The organism is Nonomuraea ceibae (assembly GCF_019396325.1).
Lineage (GTDB): Bacteria > Actinomycetota > Actinomycetes > Streptosporangiales > Streptosporangiaceae > Nonomuraea > Nonomuraea ceibae.
Map to the genome: position 1 here is coordinate 87,806 of NZ_JAHKRO010000012.1, position 15,831 is coordinate 103,636.

At 73.5% G+C, this 15,831-nt stretch carries 14 protein-coding genes; 11 read left to right on the plus strand and 3 right to left on the minus strand.

Annotation, left to right across the window (positions count from 1 at the left end; all coding sequences use genetic code 11):
- Positions 1 to 14 precede the first annotated feature (14 nt).
- The gene (locus tag KME80_RS11220; RefSeq protein WP_219503875.1) at positions 15 to 707 is read right to left on the minus strand and encodes a FadR/GntR family transcriptional regulator; all 693 of its coding nucleotides are present in this window, start codon (positions 705 to 707) and stop codon (positions 15 to 17) included.
- 95 nt (positions 708 to 802) lie between these two features.
- On the opposite strand from KME80_RS11220, the gene KME80_RS11225 reads away from it, so the two are divergent.
- Genes KME80_RS11225 through KME80_RS11235 form a run of 3 tightly spaced genes read left to right on the plus strand, consistent with a single transcriptional unit; the run spans position 803 to position 3,481 of the window.
- Positions 803 to 1,534 (plus strand): (Fe-S)-binding protein, encoded by a 732-nt coding sequence (locus KME80_RS11225; protein ID WP_219503885.1) that lies wholly within the window; start codon positions 803 to 805, stop codon positions 1,532 to 1,534.
- Positions 1,531 to 2,922 (plus strand): lactate utilization protein B, encoded by a 1,392-nt coding sequence (locus KME80_RS11230; RefSeq protein WP_219503887.1) that lies wholly within the window; start codon positions 1,531 to 1,533, stop codon positions 2,920 to 2,922. The genes KME80_RS11225 and KME80_RS11230 overlap by 4 nt, the downstream gene beginning before the upstream one ends.
- Positions 2,909 to 3,481, plus strand: coding sequence for a LutC/YkgG family protein (locus KME80_RS11235; protein WP_219503890.1), 573 nt, complete (start codon positions 2,909 to 2,911; stop codon positions 3,479 to 3,481). The genes KME80_RS11230 and KME80_RS11235 overlap by 14 nt, the downstream gene beginning before the upstream one ends.
- Here the strand turns inward: KME80_RS11235 and KME80_RS11240 are convergent.
- The gene (locus tag KME80_RS11240; protein ID WP_219503893.1) at positions 3,471 to 4,481 is read right to left on the minus strand and encodes a baeRF2 domain-containing protein; all 1,011 of its coding nucleotides are present in this window, start codon (positions 4,479 to 4,481) and stop codon (positions 3,471 to 3,473) included. The two genes, KME80_RS11235 and KME80_RS11240, sit on opposite strands and share 11 nt — an antisense overlap.
- Positions 4,482 to 4,484: 3 nt before the next feature.
- Complete coding sequence (locus KME80_RS11245; RefSeq protein ID WP_219503895.1) at positions 4,485 to 4,895, minus strand: DUF2795 domain-containing protein; 411 nt, start codon at positions 4,893 to 4,895, stop codon at positions 4,485 to 4,487.
- A 75-nt stretch (positions 4,896 to 4,970) separates the two neighbouring features.
- Between KME80_RS11245 and KME80_RS11250 the strand changes: the two genes are divergently transcribed.
- The 8 genes from KME80_RS11250 (at position 4,971) to KME80_RS11285 (ending at position 15,783) form a co-directional block, all read left to right on the plus strand.
- A complete protein-coding gene (locus KME80_RS11250; protein ID WP_219503899.1) occupies positions 4,971 to 6,050 on the plus strand; it encodes a GNAT family N-acetyltransferase in 1,080 nt (359 codons plus the stop codon).
- 70 nt (positions 6,051 to 6,120) lie between these two features.
- The gene (locus tag KME80_RS11255; protein ID WP_219503901.1) at positions 6,121 to 7,296 is read left to right on the plus strand and encodes a bifunctional cobalt-precorrin-7 (C(5))-methyltransferase/cobalt-precorrin-6B (C(15))-methyltransferase; all 1,176 of its coding nucleotides are present in this window, start codon (positions 6,121 to 6,123) and stop codon (positions 7,294 to 7,296) included.
- 67 nt (positions 7,297 to 7,363) lie between these two features.
- Positions 7,364 to 8,209, plus strand: coding sequence for a sirohydrochlorin chelatase (locus KME80_RS11260; protein WP_219503903.1), 846 nt, complete (start codon positions 7,364 to 7,366; stop codon positions 8,207 to 8,209).
- Between the two features lie 14 nt (positions 8,210 to 8,223).
- A complete protein-coding gene (locus tag KME80_RS11265; protein ID WP_308125709.1) occupies positions 8,224 to 9,378 on the plus strand; it encodes a nicotinate-nucleotide--dimethylbenzimidazole phosphoribosyltransferase in 1,155 nt (384 codons plus the stop codon).
- A 36-nt stretch (positions 9,379 to 9,414) separates the two neighbouring features.
- Entirely contained in the window at positions 9,415 to 10,428 is a 1,014-nt protein-coding gene (gene speB, locus KME80_RS11270) for an agmatinase (protein WP_308125710.1), read from the plus strand.
- Positions 10,429 to 10,511: 83 nt separating this feature from the next.
- On the plus strand, positions 10,512 to 11,744 hold the full coding sequence (gene cobA, locus KME80_RS11275) for a uroporphyrinogen-III C-methyltransferase (protein ID WP_219503906.1): 1,233 nt from the start codon (positions 10,512 to 10,514) through the stop codon (positions 11,742 to 11,744).
- A gap of 23 nt (positions 11,745 to 11,767) precedes the next feature.
- A complete protein-coding gene (locus KME80_RS11280) occupies positions 11,768 to 14,164 on the plus strand; it encodes a dynamin family protein (protein WP_219503924.1) in 2,397 nt (798 codons plus the stop codon).
- Positions 14,161 to 15,783 (plus strand): GTP-binding protein, encoded by a 1,623-nt coding sequence (locus tag KME80_RS11285; RefSeq protein ID WP_219503927.1) that lies wholly within the window; start codon positions 14,161 to 14,163, stop codon positions 15,781 to 15,783. The genes KME80_RS11280 and KME80_RS11285 overlap by 4 nt, the downstream gene beginning before the upstream one ends.
- The last annotated feature ends 48 nt before the right edge of the window (positions 15,784 to 15,831 follow it).

The window sequence follows — 15,831 nt, forward strand, 5'->3', positions numbered from 1 at the left end:
AGCTATTTACGCCGTCAGAGCGAGGGGTAGGCGCGGGCGAGGTGGTCCGTGACCGCCCGCTCGGCCTCGCCGGGGTCGCCGCCGGTGATGGCGGCGAGGATGCGCGCGTGGTCGGCCTGGAGCGCCGTGGTGTCGCCCAGCCGTTCCACCGCCTCGACCGCGTAGCGCCGCATGGAGTCGCGCAGCGACCGCATGATGGCCCCGGTCAGCCGGTTGCCTGAGGCGTCGGCGAGCGCGCAGTGAAAGGCGGTGTCGTGCTCCACGAACTCCTCCGGCGTGCGCGCCGCCGCCATCCCTTCGTAGGCGGCGGTGAGGGCCGAGGTGTCGGCGCGGGCGGTGGCGGCGTGGCCGGCGGCCCAGCGTTCGATCATCAGCCGGGTGTCGACGACCTCGCGCAGCTCCAGGGCGGCCAGGCCGAGGTGCAGCCGGAGCAGGTCGGTCAACGCGGTGTCGGGACGGGAGACGAGCACGGCGCCCGCGTCGGGGCCCCGGCCGGCCTGGGAGGACACGACGCCGAGCGTCTCCAGCACGCGCATCGCCTCGCGTACCGACGACCGGCTGACCCCGAGCTGCTCGGCGAGCTGCCGCTCGGCGGGGAGCCGGTCGCCGGCGGTGAGGCCGTCCTCGGAGATGCGGTGCTCGATCTGCGCGAGCACGTCCTCGAACGTGCGGGTCCGCTTGACGGGACGCCAGCGGGTGTCGGTCAACGAGGCCCCCTCGGAGCGTGGCGGGGATGCGGTCCGCCGATGCCATCGGATATGGTCTGACCATACTGTGGTCCGACCATACCTGAAGGAGAGGCGTGCGAGTCGCCCTGTTCATCACGTGTGTGAACGACACGCTCTTCCCCGGCACCGGCAAGGCCGTCGTGTCGCTCCTGCGCAGGCTGGGCTGCGAGGTCGACTTCCCCGCCGCGCAGACCTGCTGCGGGCAGATGCACGTCAACACCGGCTACCGCGCGGACGGCGTACGGCTGGCGCGTCACTTCACCGAGGTGTTCTCGGGGTACGACGCGGTGGTGGCGCCTTCCGGTTCGTGTGCCGCGATGGTCCGCGAGCAGTACCCGAAGCTGGTGCGGCCCGGCAGCAGGGGAGCGGCGGCCGTCGCGGAGGTGGCGCCGAAGGTGTACGAGCTGTCGGAGTTCCTGGTGGACGTCCTGAAGGTGGAGGACGTCGGCGCATATTTCCCGCACCGGGTGACATATCACCCGACGTGCCACTCCCTCCGCGGCCTGCGCCTGGGCGACCGCCCGGCCCGGCTCCTGAGCCGCGTGCGCGGCCTGGAGCTGGTCCCGCTCCCGGCGGCCGACGAGTGCTGCGGCTTCGGCGGCACGTTCGCGGTGAAGAACCCGGCCGTCTCCGCCGCCATGGGCGCCGACAAGGTGCGCAACGTGCTCGGCACCGGCGTCGAGGTGCTGTGCGCGGCGGACAACTCCTGCCTGATGCACCTCGGCGGCACGCTCGACCGGCAGAAGGCGGGCGTACGGGTCATGCACCTCGCCGAGATCCTGGCCACGACGGAGGCGACGGGATGAGCGGCACTTTCCTCGGCATGCCAGGAAATTTCCCGAAAAATGCTGAAAAAGCGGTCCAGAACTCGCAACTCCGCTTCAACCTCCGCAAGGCTACGCACACCATCCGGGGGAAGCGCGCGAGCGTCGTGGCCGAGCTGCCCGACTGGAAGGAGCTCCGCGCCGCCGCCAAGGCCGTCAAGGACGAGACCCTGCGCCACCTCGACCGCTACCTCGTCCAGCTGGAGGAGGCGGTCACCCGGGCGGGCGGCCACGTCCACTGGGCCCGCGACGCCGCCGAGGCCAACCGCATCGTCACCGGCCTGGTCCAGGCCACCGGCGAGAGCGAGGTCGTCAAGGTCAAGTCGATGGCCACCCAGGAGATCGGCCTCAACGAGGCGCTGGCCGAGCACGGCATCACGGCGTACGAGACGGACCTGGCGGAGCTGATCGTGCAGCTCGGCGACGACTTCCCGAGCCACATCCTGGTGCCGGCGATCCACCGCAACCGGGCAGAGATCCGCGAGATCTTCCTGGAGAAGATGCCCGAGACGCCCGACGGCCTGAGCGACGAGCCCGCCGCGCTGGCCGAGGCCGCCCGGCTTCACCTGCGCGAGCGCTTCCTCAGGAGCAAGGTCGCGATCTCCGGCGCCAACTTCATGATCGCGGAGACCGGCACGCTGGTCGTGCTGGAGTCCGAGGGCAACGGCCGCATGTGCCTGACGCTGCCCGAGACGCTGATCAGCGTGGTCGGCATCGAGAAGCTGCTGCCCTCCTGGCGCGACCTGGAGATCTTCCTGCAGTTGCTGCCCCGCAGCTCGACCGGCGAGCGGATGAACCCGTACACGAGCATGTGGACCGGAGCCACCGAGGGCCAGGAGTTCCACCTGGTGCTGCTCGACAACGGGCGCACGGACGTGCTCGCCGACGAGGTGGGCCGTCAGGCGCTGCGCTGCATCCGCTGCTCGGCCTGCCTGAACGTGTGCCCGGTCTACGAGCGTACGGGCGGCCACGCGTACGGGTCGGTCTATCCGGGGCCCATCGGCGCGATCCTCACCCCGCAGTTGCGCGGCATGGGCTCGGAGCTGGACGCCTCGCTGCCGTACGCCTCCAGCCTGTGCGGCGCGTGCTTCGACGTGTGCCCGGTGGCGATCGACATCCCCGAGGTGCTGGTCGACCTGCGCGCCAAGGCCCCGCACGGGGCCGCGGAGCGGGCGGGCATGCGGGTGGCGGGCTGGGTGCTCGGCGACGAGGCGCGGCTGGCGAAGGCGCAGCGGCTGGCCTCGCGTGTACGCGGGCTGGTGCCGCGCAGGCTGCCCGGCCCGCTGTCGGCCTGGACCGACACGAGGGATCTGCCCGAGATCCCGGAAGAATCGTTCAGAGACTGGTGGGAGCGGCATGAGCGCCCGTGAGGAGATCCTCGGCCGGATCAGGCGGGCCGTCCGCGACGCGCCCGAGGTGGAGATCCCGCGCGACTACCGGACGAGTGTCCCGGTGGACGACCCGGTGGGGCTGTTCGCCGAGCGGGTGGACGACTACCGGGCCGTCGTGCACGTGCTGCCGGCGGCCGAGGTGCCGGCCAAGGTCGCGGAGCTGGTGCGGGGCAGGCGGATGATCGTCCCCGACGGGCTGCCGGACGAATGGACGGGCGGCGCGGCGGGCGGGGCCGAGCTGAGCGGCGCCGACGGCGTGGTCACCGGCTGCGCGGTGGCGATCGCCGAGACCGGCACGATCGTGCTGGACGCGGGACCCGGCCAGGGCACCCGCGCCCAGACGCTGGTGCCCGACTACCACCTGTGCGTGGTGCGGGCGGACCAGGTCGTGGCGAGCGTCCCGGAGGCGGTCGCCCGGCTCGACCCGGTCCGCCCGCTCACCTGGATCAGCGGCCCGTCCGCCACCAGCGACATCGAGCTCAACCGGGTGGAGGGCGTGCACGGCCCCAGGACGCTCGAAGTGATCGTCAGTATCTGAGCACCGCCGCGACGTCCGCCACGTCGTCGCAGAACCAGAGCTCGGCGTCCGTCATGGCCGCCGCCCTGGCCAGCGCCGAGTCGGCGCGCTCCTCGACCGGCTCGGCCACGCCCCAGGCGCGCACCTCGCCGGCGTCGGTGGAGATCTGCGTGGCGCTCTCGCCCGTCCAGACGCGGCCGGGCAGCTCGCCCGGCAGGAGCAGGGCGTGCACCCGGCCGTCGCGCAGGGCCTGGGCGACCCTGGCGAGCCCGGTGGGCCCGTTCTGCTCGCGATGGCGGTTGAGCAGCTCGGCCCGCCTGCGGTCCAGCCAGCTGTCGAGCGCGCTCTGCACGTCGCGCTCGAAGCCGCCGTGGTCGCCGCGGTGGCCGTGCTCGACCATGAGCATCCGGTCGGCCGACTTGGTGCCGAGGTGGTCGCCGAGCAGCGAGCGCGACTTCGGCTCGCCCGCGACCAGGACCAGCTCCGCGCCGATCCGCCGCACCTGCTCGTCGATCTCGTGGGCGACGGCCGTGGCGTTCTTCTCCCAGGTCTCGTCGACGGCCCGCTCGTAGCGTTTCTGCGACCAGCCGCCCTGCGCGGTCTTCTGCAACGGCCAGGACTCGGCCTCGATGGTCGCGGTGCGCGGCGAGCCGTTGGCGTACACGCTCACCTCGGCGCCCGCGTGGTCGATGATCACGCGCAGGTGCGGCACGCTCTCGCCGCGCCGCATGAGCATGGGCGTGACCAGCGGCAGCGGCGAGACGTGCGCGAGCGGCACCGGCTGCCCGCTGAACGTCTCGGCCAGCACCACCTCACCCCCGGCGCAGAACACGGCCCGCCCGGGCGCCGGGCGCAGCACCTCGTCCTCCAGCGCCGCGGGCGGGTTCACCCCGGCCTGCTCCAGCTTGTCGCGCAGGCTCGTCCACTGCGTCGACCTGTCCCGCTCGGTGATCGCGCCCACGTACACGGACGCGTACGGCCCGCTGCGCTCATAGAGGGGACGGATGAAGTCGAGCCGCACCGGTCACCACCTCCGCTTCTCCACGCCGAGCCCGAGCGCCCGCGCCACCTCCGCGATGTTGGCGAAGCGGCGTTCCGGCAGGGCGTGCAGCATCTCCGTCACCTTGTCGGGGGCGTCCATCTCACGGGCGTGCCGCAGCAGATCGCCCTTCTTCGCCGGGAAATCGGTGTCACTGAGCCATTTGGCCAGATCGCTGCGGACATCCACCCCTTCGGCGGTGATGCCTTCCGCCGTTCCCGGCTCGCGTCCGGGCGCGTAGCTGCGGACGGACTCCTCCTCGCCGGGCGCGGGCATGGGCTCGGGCTCCTTCCACTCCTCGGCGTGCGAGGTGCCCCCACCTCGGACCAGGCCCTCGGTCTCCTGCTTCTGATGCTCATCGATGCGAGGACCGTGCTTCGAGCTTCCGCGTTCCATAGATGTCACTCCTCCCCAAAGCGCCCCTACCCCCGCTTTGGTGGACAAACATCACCAGTGTGTACGCTGCCGAGCGTGTTCGACGCTGACGCCGACATCGCCACCGAACGGCTGGTGCTCCGGTCGTTCGGCCCCCACGACGAGCGCCGGATCCGCTCGATCGTCGAGGCGCGGGTCCCCTTCCTGCCGCCCGGCGCCCCCGGCCACCTGTCGGGCGTGCGGCAGTGGCTCACCCACGGCGTGCACGAGCTGCACCGCTCCGGCCAGGGCAGGCACCTGGCCATGACCGACGCCGAAGGCCGCATCGTGGGCGCGATCAGCCTGTTCAAGACCTCCTGGGGCGCGGGCACCACCGAGGTCGGCTACGGCGTCCACCCCCTGCACCGGCGCCGGGGCTACGCCACCGAGGCGCTGCGCGGCCTGACCGGCTGGGTGTTCGACACCACCGCGCTGCGCCGCATCGACCTGACCGCCAACCTGGACAACCTGGCCTCGCTGCGCGTCGCCCAGAAAGCGGGCTTCACCTGGGAAGGCGTGCTCCGCGCCGCCGTGCTGGAGGACGACGGGCCGCACGACCTGGTCATGTTCGGGCTGCTGCGCGGCGACTCCCGGCTTCCCTCGGACACCCTGCCCCGCGCCGAACTGAGCACCGTACGCCTCCTGCTCAGGCCGCTCGCCGAGCAGGACATACCGGATCTGGCCGCGACCGGCGCGGACCCGCTCACCCAGGCCGGCACCGGCGTCCCGCGCGGCTACACCGAGGACGACGCCCGCGAGTGGGTCGCCGCCTCCGAACGGATGAGGCTGCGCGGCCACGGCGCCGCCTGGGCGGCGACGGACCGGACGACCGGCCGGCTCCTGCTCAGCCTGGACGTCAGGGACGTCGACTGGATCAACCGGACCTGCGAGGTCGGCTACATGGCCGCGCCGTGGGCCCGCGGCCACGGCTACACCGCCGAGGCCGTCGCCGCCGTCGCCCGCTGGCTCTTCGCCGAGCGGGGCTTCCAGCGGCTCCGCCTGCGCGCCGCCCCCGCCAACACCGCCTCCCTCCGCGTCGCGGAGAAGGCCGGGTTCGTCCGCGAAGGCGTCGAACGTGCCGCGCTGGGCGGCCAGGACCTGGTGGTGTTCAGCCTCATCCCGGCCGACCTGCCCTGAAGCGCCCCGCCTCCCTGTGGTGAAAAGCCGGGAGAACCGTCACTCTGGGTACGAGGGGACGGTGAGGCGCATGATCACAGTGGTCGGGTGGGACGGATCCGAACTGTCGGCCCAGGCGGTCGACCGGCTGCGCGAGGCGACCCTCGTCGTCGGGCCCGCGGCGCTGCTCGGCAGGCTCACACTGACCGCCGTGACCGCCCCCGACGACGCCCTCCTCGACACCCTCGACCTCCACCTCGAACAGGGCTCCGGCCCCGCCGTCGTGCTCGCTGCCGGCGACCCCGGCTTCTTCGGCGCCGTCCGCGCCCTGCGCGGCCACGGGCTCAAGCCGGACGTGCTGCCCGCCACCTCCCTCGTCAGCCGGGCCTTCGCCCGCGCCGGCCTCAACTGGGAGGACGCCCTCGTCGTCGCCCCCGCCGGGGCGCATCAGCTCAACCGCGTCGTCAACGCCTGCCGCGCGCACCCCAAGGTCGCCCTCGTCGTCGCGCCCGGCGTCGGCCCCGGCGACGTCGCCCGCGAGCTCGCCCCGACCACGCCGCGCTCCCTCATCGTCTGCGAGGACCTCGGCGGCCCCGGCGAGCGCGTCACCCACAGCCGCATGGGCGAGGCCACCACGCGCCCCTGGAAGGACCCCGACGTGGTGCTCGTCCTCGACCCGCTGCACCGGCCCAAGGAGCCGAGCTGGGTGGCGGGCGCCCGCCCCGGCCCCGCCGAATGGGCGCTGCCGCTGGAGTCCAGGCTGCCCGCGGAGGTCAGGGCGTACGTGCTGGCCAAGCTCGGCCCCCGGCTCGGCGACCTCGTCTGGGACGTGGGCGCGGGCGGCGGCGAGATCGCCGTCGAGTGCGCCAGGCTCGGCGCGGCCGTCGTCGCCGTCGAACGCGACGCCGCCTCCTGCGACCGGCTACGCGCCAACGTCCTCCACTACGGCGTCAAGGTCGCGCTGACCAGGGGACAGGCCCCGCCCGCCCTCGAACCGCTGCCCGACCCCGACGCCGTGTTCGTCGGCGGCGGCGGCCCCGACGTGGTCGCCGCCTGCGCCGCGCGCCGCCCCCGCTCGCTCGTGTGCGCGCTCAACTCCGTCGAACGCGTCCCCACCGTGCTCGGCCTGCTGCGCGAGCAGGGCTACCGCGCCGAAGGCAGCCAGATCCTGGCCGCCAGGATCGCCCTCGAACCCGACGGCTCCCACAGTCTGGCCGCCGCCGACCCCGTCTTCGTCGTGCACGCGACACCCGCGCACACAGCGTGACCTGTCGCCCACCGGCGCCCATCGGTTATCCTCGCGTGTCTTCCTCTACGCACCGGAGCACCTTCCCATGAAGCCCCCGCTCCTGCTCATCGGGCAGGGATCGAACGACGACGCCGACTCCGCGGAGTTCGGCCGGTTCGTCCACCGGCTCCGTTGCCGGCTCGACCAGACGGCCGCCGACGTCTCGGGCGGCTACCTGGAGCGTGCCACGCCCCGCCTCAGCGAGTCCGTCGCCTCCCTCGTCGCCCGCGGCCACCACCGGCTCGTCGCCATGCCGCTCAGCCTCAACCGGCTGAGCGAGGAGCTGCCCGCCGCCCTGGAGCAGGAGCAGCGCCGCCACCCCACGCTCATGTACGACTACGGCAGGCCGCTCGGCCCCGACCCTCGCGTGCTCTCCCTGCTGGCCGAACGGCTCAACGACGCCGCCACCGACATCCCCCGGCTGCGCCCGCTGGAGCTCGTCGGCGCCCGGCCCCGCCTCCGCGCCGTCGACACGCCCCCCGCCGACGGCCTCCAGACGCACGTCGAGCCCGGCGAGACCGCCGTCGTCCTGGTCGGCGAAGGCGCCACCGACCCCGTCGCCAACGCCGAGGTCCACCGGGTGTCGCGGCTGTTCTGGGAGACGCACGCCTACGACTTCATGACCGTCGAGACCGCGTTCGTGTCGCTCACCCCGCCCGGCGTCCCCGGCGGCCTGGAGCGCTGCCGCCGCCTCGGCGCCAAGCGCGTCATCGTCGTGCCCTACCTGCTGTTCGCCGGGGCCACGCTGGAGCGCGTCTGGGCGCAGGCCCTCGCCTACGGAGCCGGGCACCCCGAGCTCGACATCCGCTGCGCCGAGGTGATCGGCGACTGCGAGACCCTCGCCGACGTCGTCATCGACCGCTACGAGGAAGCACTTCAGCTCGTCCCGTGACCGGAGGTAGTGCAGTGCCCGCCGACACCGAGCCCGGCCAGTCGCCCCTGCCCGGGGTCCTCGCCGCCATCCGCCCCGCCGACCCCGCCGTCCTCGCCGACGCCCGCGCCCACCAGGACCGCCTCACCAAGCCCCGCGGCTCGCTCGGCGCCCTGGAGGACGTCGCCGTACGCCTCGCCGGCGCGGCAGGCGTCACCCCGCCGCCCATGCCCGAGCCCGCCGCCCTGGCCATCTTCGCCGCCGACCACGGCGTCCACGCCCAGGGCGTCAGCCCGTGGCCGCAGGAGGTCACGGTCCAGATGGTGGCCAACTTCCTGGCCGGCGGCGCCGTCGCCAACGCCTTCGCCGCCCAGGCCGGCGCCACCGTCACCGTCGTGGACGTCGGCGTCGCCGCCGACCTCCCGGACGATCCCCGCCTGGTCAGGCGCAAGGTCGCGTACGGCACGGCCGACCTGTCGCAGGGGCCCGCGATGACCGTCGACCAGGCCGTCCAGGCGCTGGAGACCGGCATCGCCGTCGCCCGCGACCTCGTCGCCCAGGGCGCCCGCTGCCTCATCACCGGCGACATGGGGATCGCCAACACCACGGCCTCGGCCGCCCTCATCTCCGCCTTCACCGGCCGCGACCCGGCCGACGTCACGGGGCGCGGCACCGGCATCACCGACGAGACCCACGCCCTCAAGGTCCGCACCGTCCGCCGGGCCCTCCACGCCAACGCCATCCCCGCCCCGGGTGCGCGGCTTCCTGGAGAGGAAGGCGCGGAGGGTGCGCGGCTTCCCGGGGAGGGCATGGAGGCGGTCGAGGCGTTGCGGGTGCTCGCCGCCGTCGGCGGGTTCGAGCATGCCGCGATCGCCGGGTTCATCCTGGGCGGCGCGGCCCTGCGGGTTCCGGTGATCCTCGACGGCGTGATCGCCGGCGCCGCCGCCCTGGCCGCCGCCGCGCTCGACCCCGCCGCGACCGACCACTGCGTGGCGGGCCACCGCTCGGCCGAGCCCGGCCACTCGGCCGCCCTGGACCACCTGGGCCTGCGCCCCCTGGTGGACCTGGAGCTCCGCCTGGGCGAGGGCACCGGCGGGCTGCTGGCCCACCCGCTGGTGTGCGCCGCCGTACGGGTGATGCACGACGTGGCGACCTTCGACGCGGCGGGAGTGACCGAAAAGCCCGTGTGATGATGGGGACACGGCAACGACCACGTGAGGTGACCAGTGTCCCGATACGGCCCGATGTTCGGTCCCGACATCACGTTCCTCGGCGTCGAGCGGTGCGACGTCGGCGATCCCGCCACGTACGCGGACGCCGACGTGGTGATCATCGGAGCGCCGTTCGACGGCGGCACCTCCAACCGCCCGGGCGCCAGGTTCGGCCCGATGGCGCTGCGCCAGGCCTGCTACCTGCCGCACGACGGCTCCCGCCCGAGCCTGGCCCTGCGCGTCGACGCGCTGCGCGACCTGCGCGTGCTCGACGCCGGGGACGTGGAGTGCTATTCGGGGGACGTGGAGGGCTCGCTGGCCGCGATCGAGGACGCGGTGCACCGGGTGGCGTCCTCGGGCGCGATCCCGCTGGTGCTGGGCGGCGACCACACGGTGGCGCTGCCGGACGCGCGCGGCACCGCGCGGGCCCACGCCCCCGGCCGCACCTCGATGATCCACTTCGACGCGCACGCCGACACGGGCAACATCTCGTTCGGCCACCTGTACGGTCACGGGCAGCCGATGCGCCGCCTCATCGAGTCCGGGGCGATCCGCGGTGACCGGTTCCTCCAGATCGGCCTGCGCGGCTACTGGCCCGATCCGGAGACCCTGAGCTGGATGGCCGAGCAGAACATGCGCTCGTACGAGATGACCGAGATCGTGGCGCGCGGCCTGGAGACGTGCCTGACGGAGGCGTTCGGCATCGCGCTCGACGAGTGCGACCGGATCTTCCTCTCGGTCGACATCGACGTGTGCGACCCCGGGCACGCGCCCGGCACCGGCACCCCCGAGCCGGGCGGGCTGACCGCCAGGGAGCTGCTCGACGCCGTCCGCCGGATCTGTTACGAGCTGCCCGTGGCCGGGATGGAGGTGGTGGAGGTCGCCCCGCCGTACGATCACGCCGACGTGACCGCGTTCCTCGGGAACAGGGTTATCCTTGAGGCGCTCTCCGCGATGGCCAGACGCCGTAAGGACGACGAAGGCGGGCCGCGCTGGGACCCTCGGCAACCCCTTCTCGACGGGCGTTGACCCATGCGAAACGAATGACGCGATGAGACCCGGTAGGTTTACGTCCTAGCACACCAACCTTCGCGAACGGGAGATTCCCGACAATGGGTCCCTACCTCCTCGGCCTGCGGCTTTCCGGCCGCCGGGTCCTCGTCGTGGGCGGCGGGCGCGTGGCTCAGCGGCGGGTGCCGGCGCTGCTCGCGGCGGGTGCGGAGGTGACCGTGGTCTCGCCGAGCGTCACCCCCGCTCTCGACGATCTCATCGCCGCCGGCCGCATCACCTGGCACGCCCGCCCGTACGAGGTGGGCGACTGCGACGGCGCCTGGCTCGTGCAGGCCTGCACCGACGACCGGTCGGCCAACACGGCCGTGGCCGCCGAGGCCGAGGCCAAGCGGATCTGGTGCGTGCGCGCCGACGACAAGGACGCCTCCGCCGCCTGGACCCCCGCCTCCGGCCGGGTCGACGAGGTCAGCGTGGCCATCACCGCCGGCGGCGACCCGCGCCGGGCGGCCGGCATCCGCGACGCCGTCGTGGACGCCCTGCGCGACGGCACCGTCGACGCCCGCCGCAACCGCACCAAACCCGTCGGCGTCGCCCTGGTCGGCGGCGGCCCCGGCGACCCCGGCCTCATCACCGTGCGCGGCCGCCAGCTCCTGGCGCAGGCCGACGTCGTGATCGCCGACCGGCTCGCGCCCCGCGCGCTGCTCGACGAGCTGGCCCCCGACGTCGAGCTCATCGACGCCGCCAAGGTCCCCTACGGCCGCTCCCTGTCCCAGGACTCGATCAACGAGCTGCTCGTCGACCGGGCCAGGGCGGGCAAGTTCGTGGTCAGGCTCAAGGGCGGCGACCCGTTCGTGTTCGGGCGCGGCGGCGAGGAGATGATCGCCTGCGCCCGGGCCGGCATCCCGGTGATGGTCGTGCCCGGCATCACCAGCCCCGTCGCCGTGCCCGCCGCCGCGGGCGTCCCGGTGACCCATCGAGGCGTGAGCCAGGAGTTCCACGTCATATCGGTGCACGTCGCCCCGGACGACCCCCGATCCACCGTCGACTGGCCCGGCCTGGCGCGCTCCCGTGGCACCCTGGTGCTCATGATGGCCGTCGAACGGCTCGCCAAGGTGGCCGAAACGCTCGTGCGAGACGGACGTCCGCCGGAGACTCCCGTAATGGTGGTGCAGGACGGTACCCTTCCGACCCAGCGGGCGGTAAGCGCCTCGCTTTCCACCGTGGCCGACCGCGTGTCCGCGGCTGGGATACGGCCACCGGCGATCGTCGTCGTCGGCGACGTCGTAAAGGTCGGCCAGGAGGTCGAGATGGTTCGAGCGGAGCGCTTGCCGTGAACACGGCCATGGATGACGGGCGCATGGATGACGGGCGCGAGGAGTCGCCGGGGGAGCAGACCCTGACCTTCCGCGCCATCACTGACGTGCCCCCGTCCGACACCGCCCCGGCGGTCCCCGACGCCCCCGGCCCCACACGGCCGTCCCCTCCACCTGCGGCGGAGGCCGACACAGGCGACCAGGACGAGGCGCCCACGTCGGTGTGGGACGTCCCCGTACGCCGCCCGCCCGCCGCGCCGACCTCCGTATGGGAACGCCCGTCCCGCCCGGCCCCTGCCGCCCCGCCCGCCTCCCCTGAGAGGGACGAGGATCTCTTCACGGAGACCGCCGCCGCCTCCTCCGACGACGAGGACCTTCCCGACAGCGCGGACGCTCCCGCTGAGAGCGACCACGCCCCTGAGGACGCCACGGCTGCCCTCGCCGAAGAGGACGACTCCGACGAGGACGCCGACAGCGCGTGGCTGTGGGGCGACGACGAGAGCGACGCTGCCCCCGACGCCGTCCCTTCCGACGAAACCCCGCTTGACGACGCGCCGTCCGACGAAACCTCGACCGACGACGCGCCGTCCGACGAGGCCCCGTCCGATGAGGACGATGCCCCGTCGGATGAGGCGGACGTGGCCGGTGACCTCGCCGGGGCCGCCGACGCCGACGCCGACGCCGACGACGGTGACGGCGCTTCCGACGTCGCCGAGGACGCCTCCGACGAGGACGAGACCGCTTCCGCCACGGCTGACGATGACGCCGGGGCGGAGGACGTACCCGGTGAAGCCGAAGAGGACCTGCCGCCCGAGACCGTCGAGGCGCTGACGGCGGCGCTCGGGGCGCTGCGGGAGAGCGTGGCCGGGCTGCGGTTCGGGCTCGACCTGCCGGGTGCCGAGGAGGCGCGGCAGGCGCGGGCCGACCTGCAGGCGCAGCTCGAGGACTACGTGCTGCCGAGGGTGCGCACCCGGACGGCGCCGGCGCTGATCGTGATCGCGGGCTCGACCGGCGCGGGCAAGTCCACGCTGGTCAACTCCTTGGCGGAGAAGAACGTCTCCCGCACCGGGGTACGGCGGCCGACCACCGGCGTGCCGGTCCTCGTGTGCCACCCGGACGACCGCAAGTGGTTCACCGAGGGCGAGCTGCTGGGCGGGCTGCGGCGGCTCGACAAGCCGGAGCCCGGCGCGGGCATGCGCAGCGTCGTCGTGGTCGCCACGGAGAAGCTGCCGCAGGGCGTCGCGCTGCTCGACACGCCGGACATCGACTCGGTGGTCGAGGAGCACCACGAGATCGCGCACCGCATGCTCGACGCCGCCGACCTGTGGATCTTCGTCACCACCGCCGCCCGCTACGCCGACGCCCCCGCGTGGAACCTGCTGCGCCTGGCCAAGGAGCGCGGCGCCCGGCTGGCGATCGTGCTGTCCAGGGTGCAGCCGAGGGCGCGCGAGGTGGTGCTCAAGCATTTCGTCCGGATGCTCACCGAATACGGCCTGGGGGAGATCGACCGGTTCGTCATCGAGGAGTCGGCGGTCACCGACGGCAGGCTGCCCGACAGCGAGATGACCGATCTGCGGCTCTGGCTCGCCGAGCTGTCCGTCGATGACAAGCGCCGCGCGCAGGCCGTGCGCAAGACGCTCAACGGGGTGCTCGACAGCTTCCGCACCCGGGTTCCGGCGCTGGCCAAGCAGCTTGAGCTGCAGGTGGCGTTCCGCAGCGAGCTGCGCGGCGACGTCGAGGCGGCCTACATGAGCGCCCTGACGGAGATCGACAAGGCGTTCCGCAGCGGCATGATCATTCAGGGTGAGGTGCTGGCCCGCTGGCAGGACTTCGCCGGCTCGGGCGACCTGATGCGCTCGCTCCAGTTGCGTAAGCGCCCCCGTTCCTCGCAGGCGCCGGAGCGGATCACCGCGTTCCGTGGGGCGCTGAAGGCGGGGCTGGAGTCGGTGATCGTCGCCGCGGCCGCCCGCGCGGCCGAGGAGGTCGCGGGCCGCTGGCGGCACCGCGCCGAGGTGGGCGCCACGCTGGCCGAGGGGCTGGAGCGGCCGTCCGACGAGCTCGTACGGCATGCGGGCCGGGCCGTCGCGTCCTGGCAGGAGCATGTGATCGAGCTGGTCCGCACCGAGGGCGTGGCCAAGCGGTCGGTGTCCAAGCTGGTGTCGTTCGACGCCGACTCGCTGTCGCTGATCTTCATGGTGGCGATGTTCAGCGGCGGACGCACCGAAGGGGTGCCGCACCGGCTGGTCAAGGCGCTGCTCGGGGCCGAGTCGCTGCGCGGCATCGGCGCCAAGGCGCTCAGCGATCTGAGAGCCAGGATCGGCATGCTGTTCGACGAGGAGTCCATGCGTTACGTGCAGGCGCTCGACTCGGCGGGGATCCCCGACGAGTCCGCCGCCACCCACCTCTACCAGGCGACGTACAACCTCGAGGTCGCACGATGACCACCGTCACGACCAGACCAGGGCTCGCGCCGCGGCTGTCCGCCCTCACCAAGGTCGTCGAGCTCGGCCCCGGCCGGCTGGACGACAAGCTGGTGTCCGAGGCCCAGAACCTGCTGCTGCGGGCCGGCGACCGGCTCAAGCTGTCGTCGGAGCACACCGTGGTCGCCCTCGCGGGCGGCACCGGCAGCGGCAAGTCGTCGCTGTTCAACGCCGTGTCCGGGCTGGAGCTGTCGCCCACCGGCGTGCGCCGGCCCACCACCGCCCACACCCACGCCTGCGTGTGGGGGCTGGAGGGGGCGGCGCCGCTGCTCGACTGGCTGCAGATCGAGTGGCGGCACCGGTTCGCCAGGGCGAGCGCGCTCGACAAGGGCGAGAGCCAGCTGCACGGCCTGATCCTGCTCGACCTGCCCGACCACGACTCGATCCGGGCGCTCACCGACACCGAGGCCGACCGGCTCATCGGCCTGGCCGACCTGGTGGTGTGGGTCCTCGACCCGCAGAAGTACGCCGACGCCTCCACCCACCGCCGCTACGTCACCGAGCTGGCCGGGCACGACGCGGTCACCGTGTTCGCGCTCAACCAGGCCGACCGGCTGTCCGCCGAGGAGCTGGCCGAGCTGGTCATCGACCTCAACGACCTGCTCCGCCGCGAGGGCGTCGAGCATCCGAGCGTGGTGCCCACCTCGGCGGTCAGCGGGCGCGGCATCGAGAGCCTCAAGAGCGTCATCGCCGGGGCCGTGTCCCGCCGCCGGGCCGCCATCCAGAAGCTGGAGGCCGACCTGCACCGGCTGGAGCAGCGGCTCACTCGCAGCATGCCGGTGGGCGAGGCCCTGAACGTGCCAGCGTCCGTCGACGAGGCCCGCCGCATGGGCCTCACCGACGCGCTCTGCGACGCCGTCGGCGTTCCCGCCGTGGGCGAGGCCATGGAGAACGTGTACGCCGAACGCTCCGGCCGCTGGGTCGGCTGGCCGTACCCGCGCTGGCTGGACCGCTTCCGCCCCGACCCGGTCAAGCGCCTGCGGCTGCAGGATGTGGGCGACGAGATCCGCGGCATCACCACGGGCTCGGTCAGCGCGCAGTCGGCCGAGGTGGCCAACGCCGTGCAGGCGCTGGCCGACGGCCTGACGGTCGGGATGCACCCGGTGTGGCGCAGCGCCGTGCACCGGGCGGCCCGCTCGCAGCTCGGCATGCTGCCGCGCACGCTCACCGAGGACCTCACCCAGGTCGCGCCCCGGCTCGACAGGGTGCCGGGATGGTGGCGGGCGCTCAAGGTGTGGCAGTACGCCCTGGTGGCGGCGTTCGGCGTCGGGCTGGTGTGGCTCGGGTTCGGGCTGCTGCTGCCCGGGCGGCTGCCGGCGTCGCTGCAACTGCTGGGCGACACGTCGGCGCTGCCGTGGGTGGCGCTGATGATGGCCTCGGTGCTGGGGCTGGGCATTTTGTCCGGCATCGCGTCACGCAACTTCGTGGAGCTCGGCGCGTCCCGTGAGCGGGAGCGGCTGGAGCGGGAGATGCGCCGTCGGGTGGCGGCGATCGCCGAGAAGGCGGTGGTCGAGCCGGTGGAGCGCGAGCTGGGCCGGCATCACGCGTTCTACCAGGCGATGCGCGGCCTGGCAGGCTGACGCCCACTCCGCGCGGACAACGCGGCCCCGGCCGCTCGGCCCGGCTCG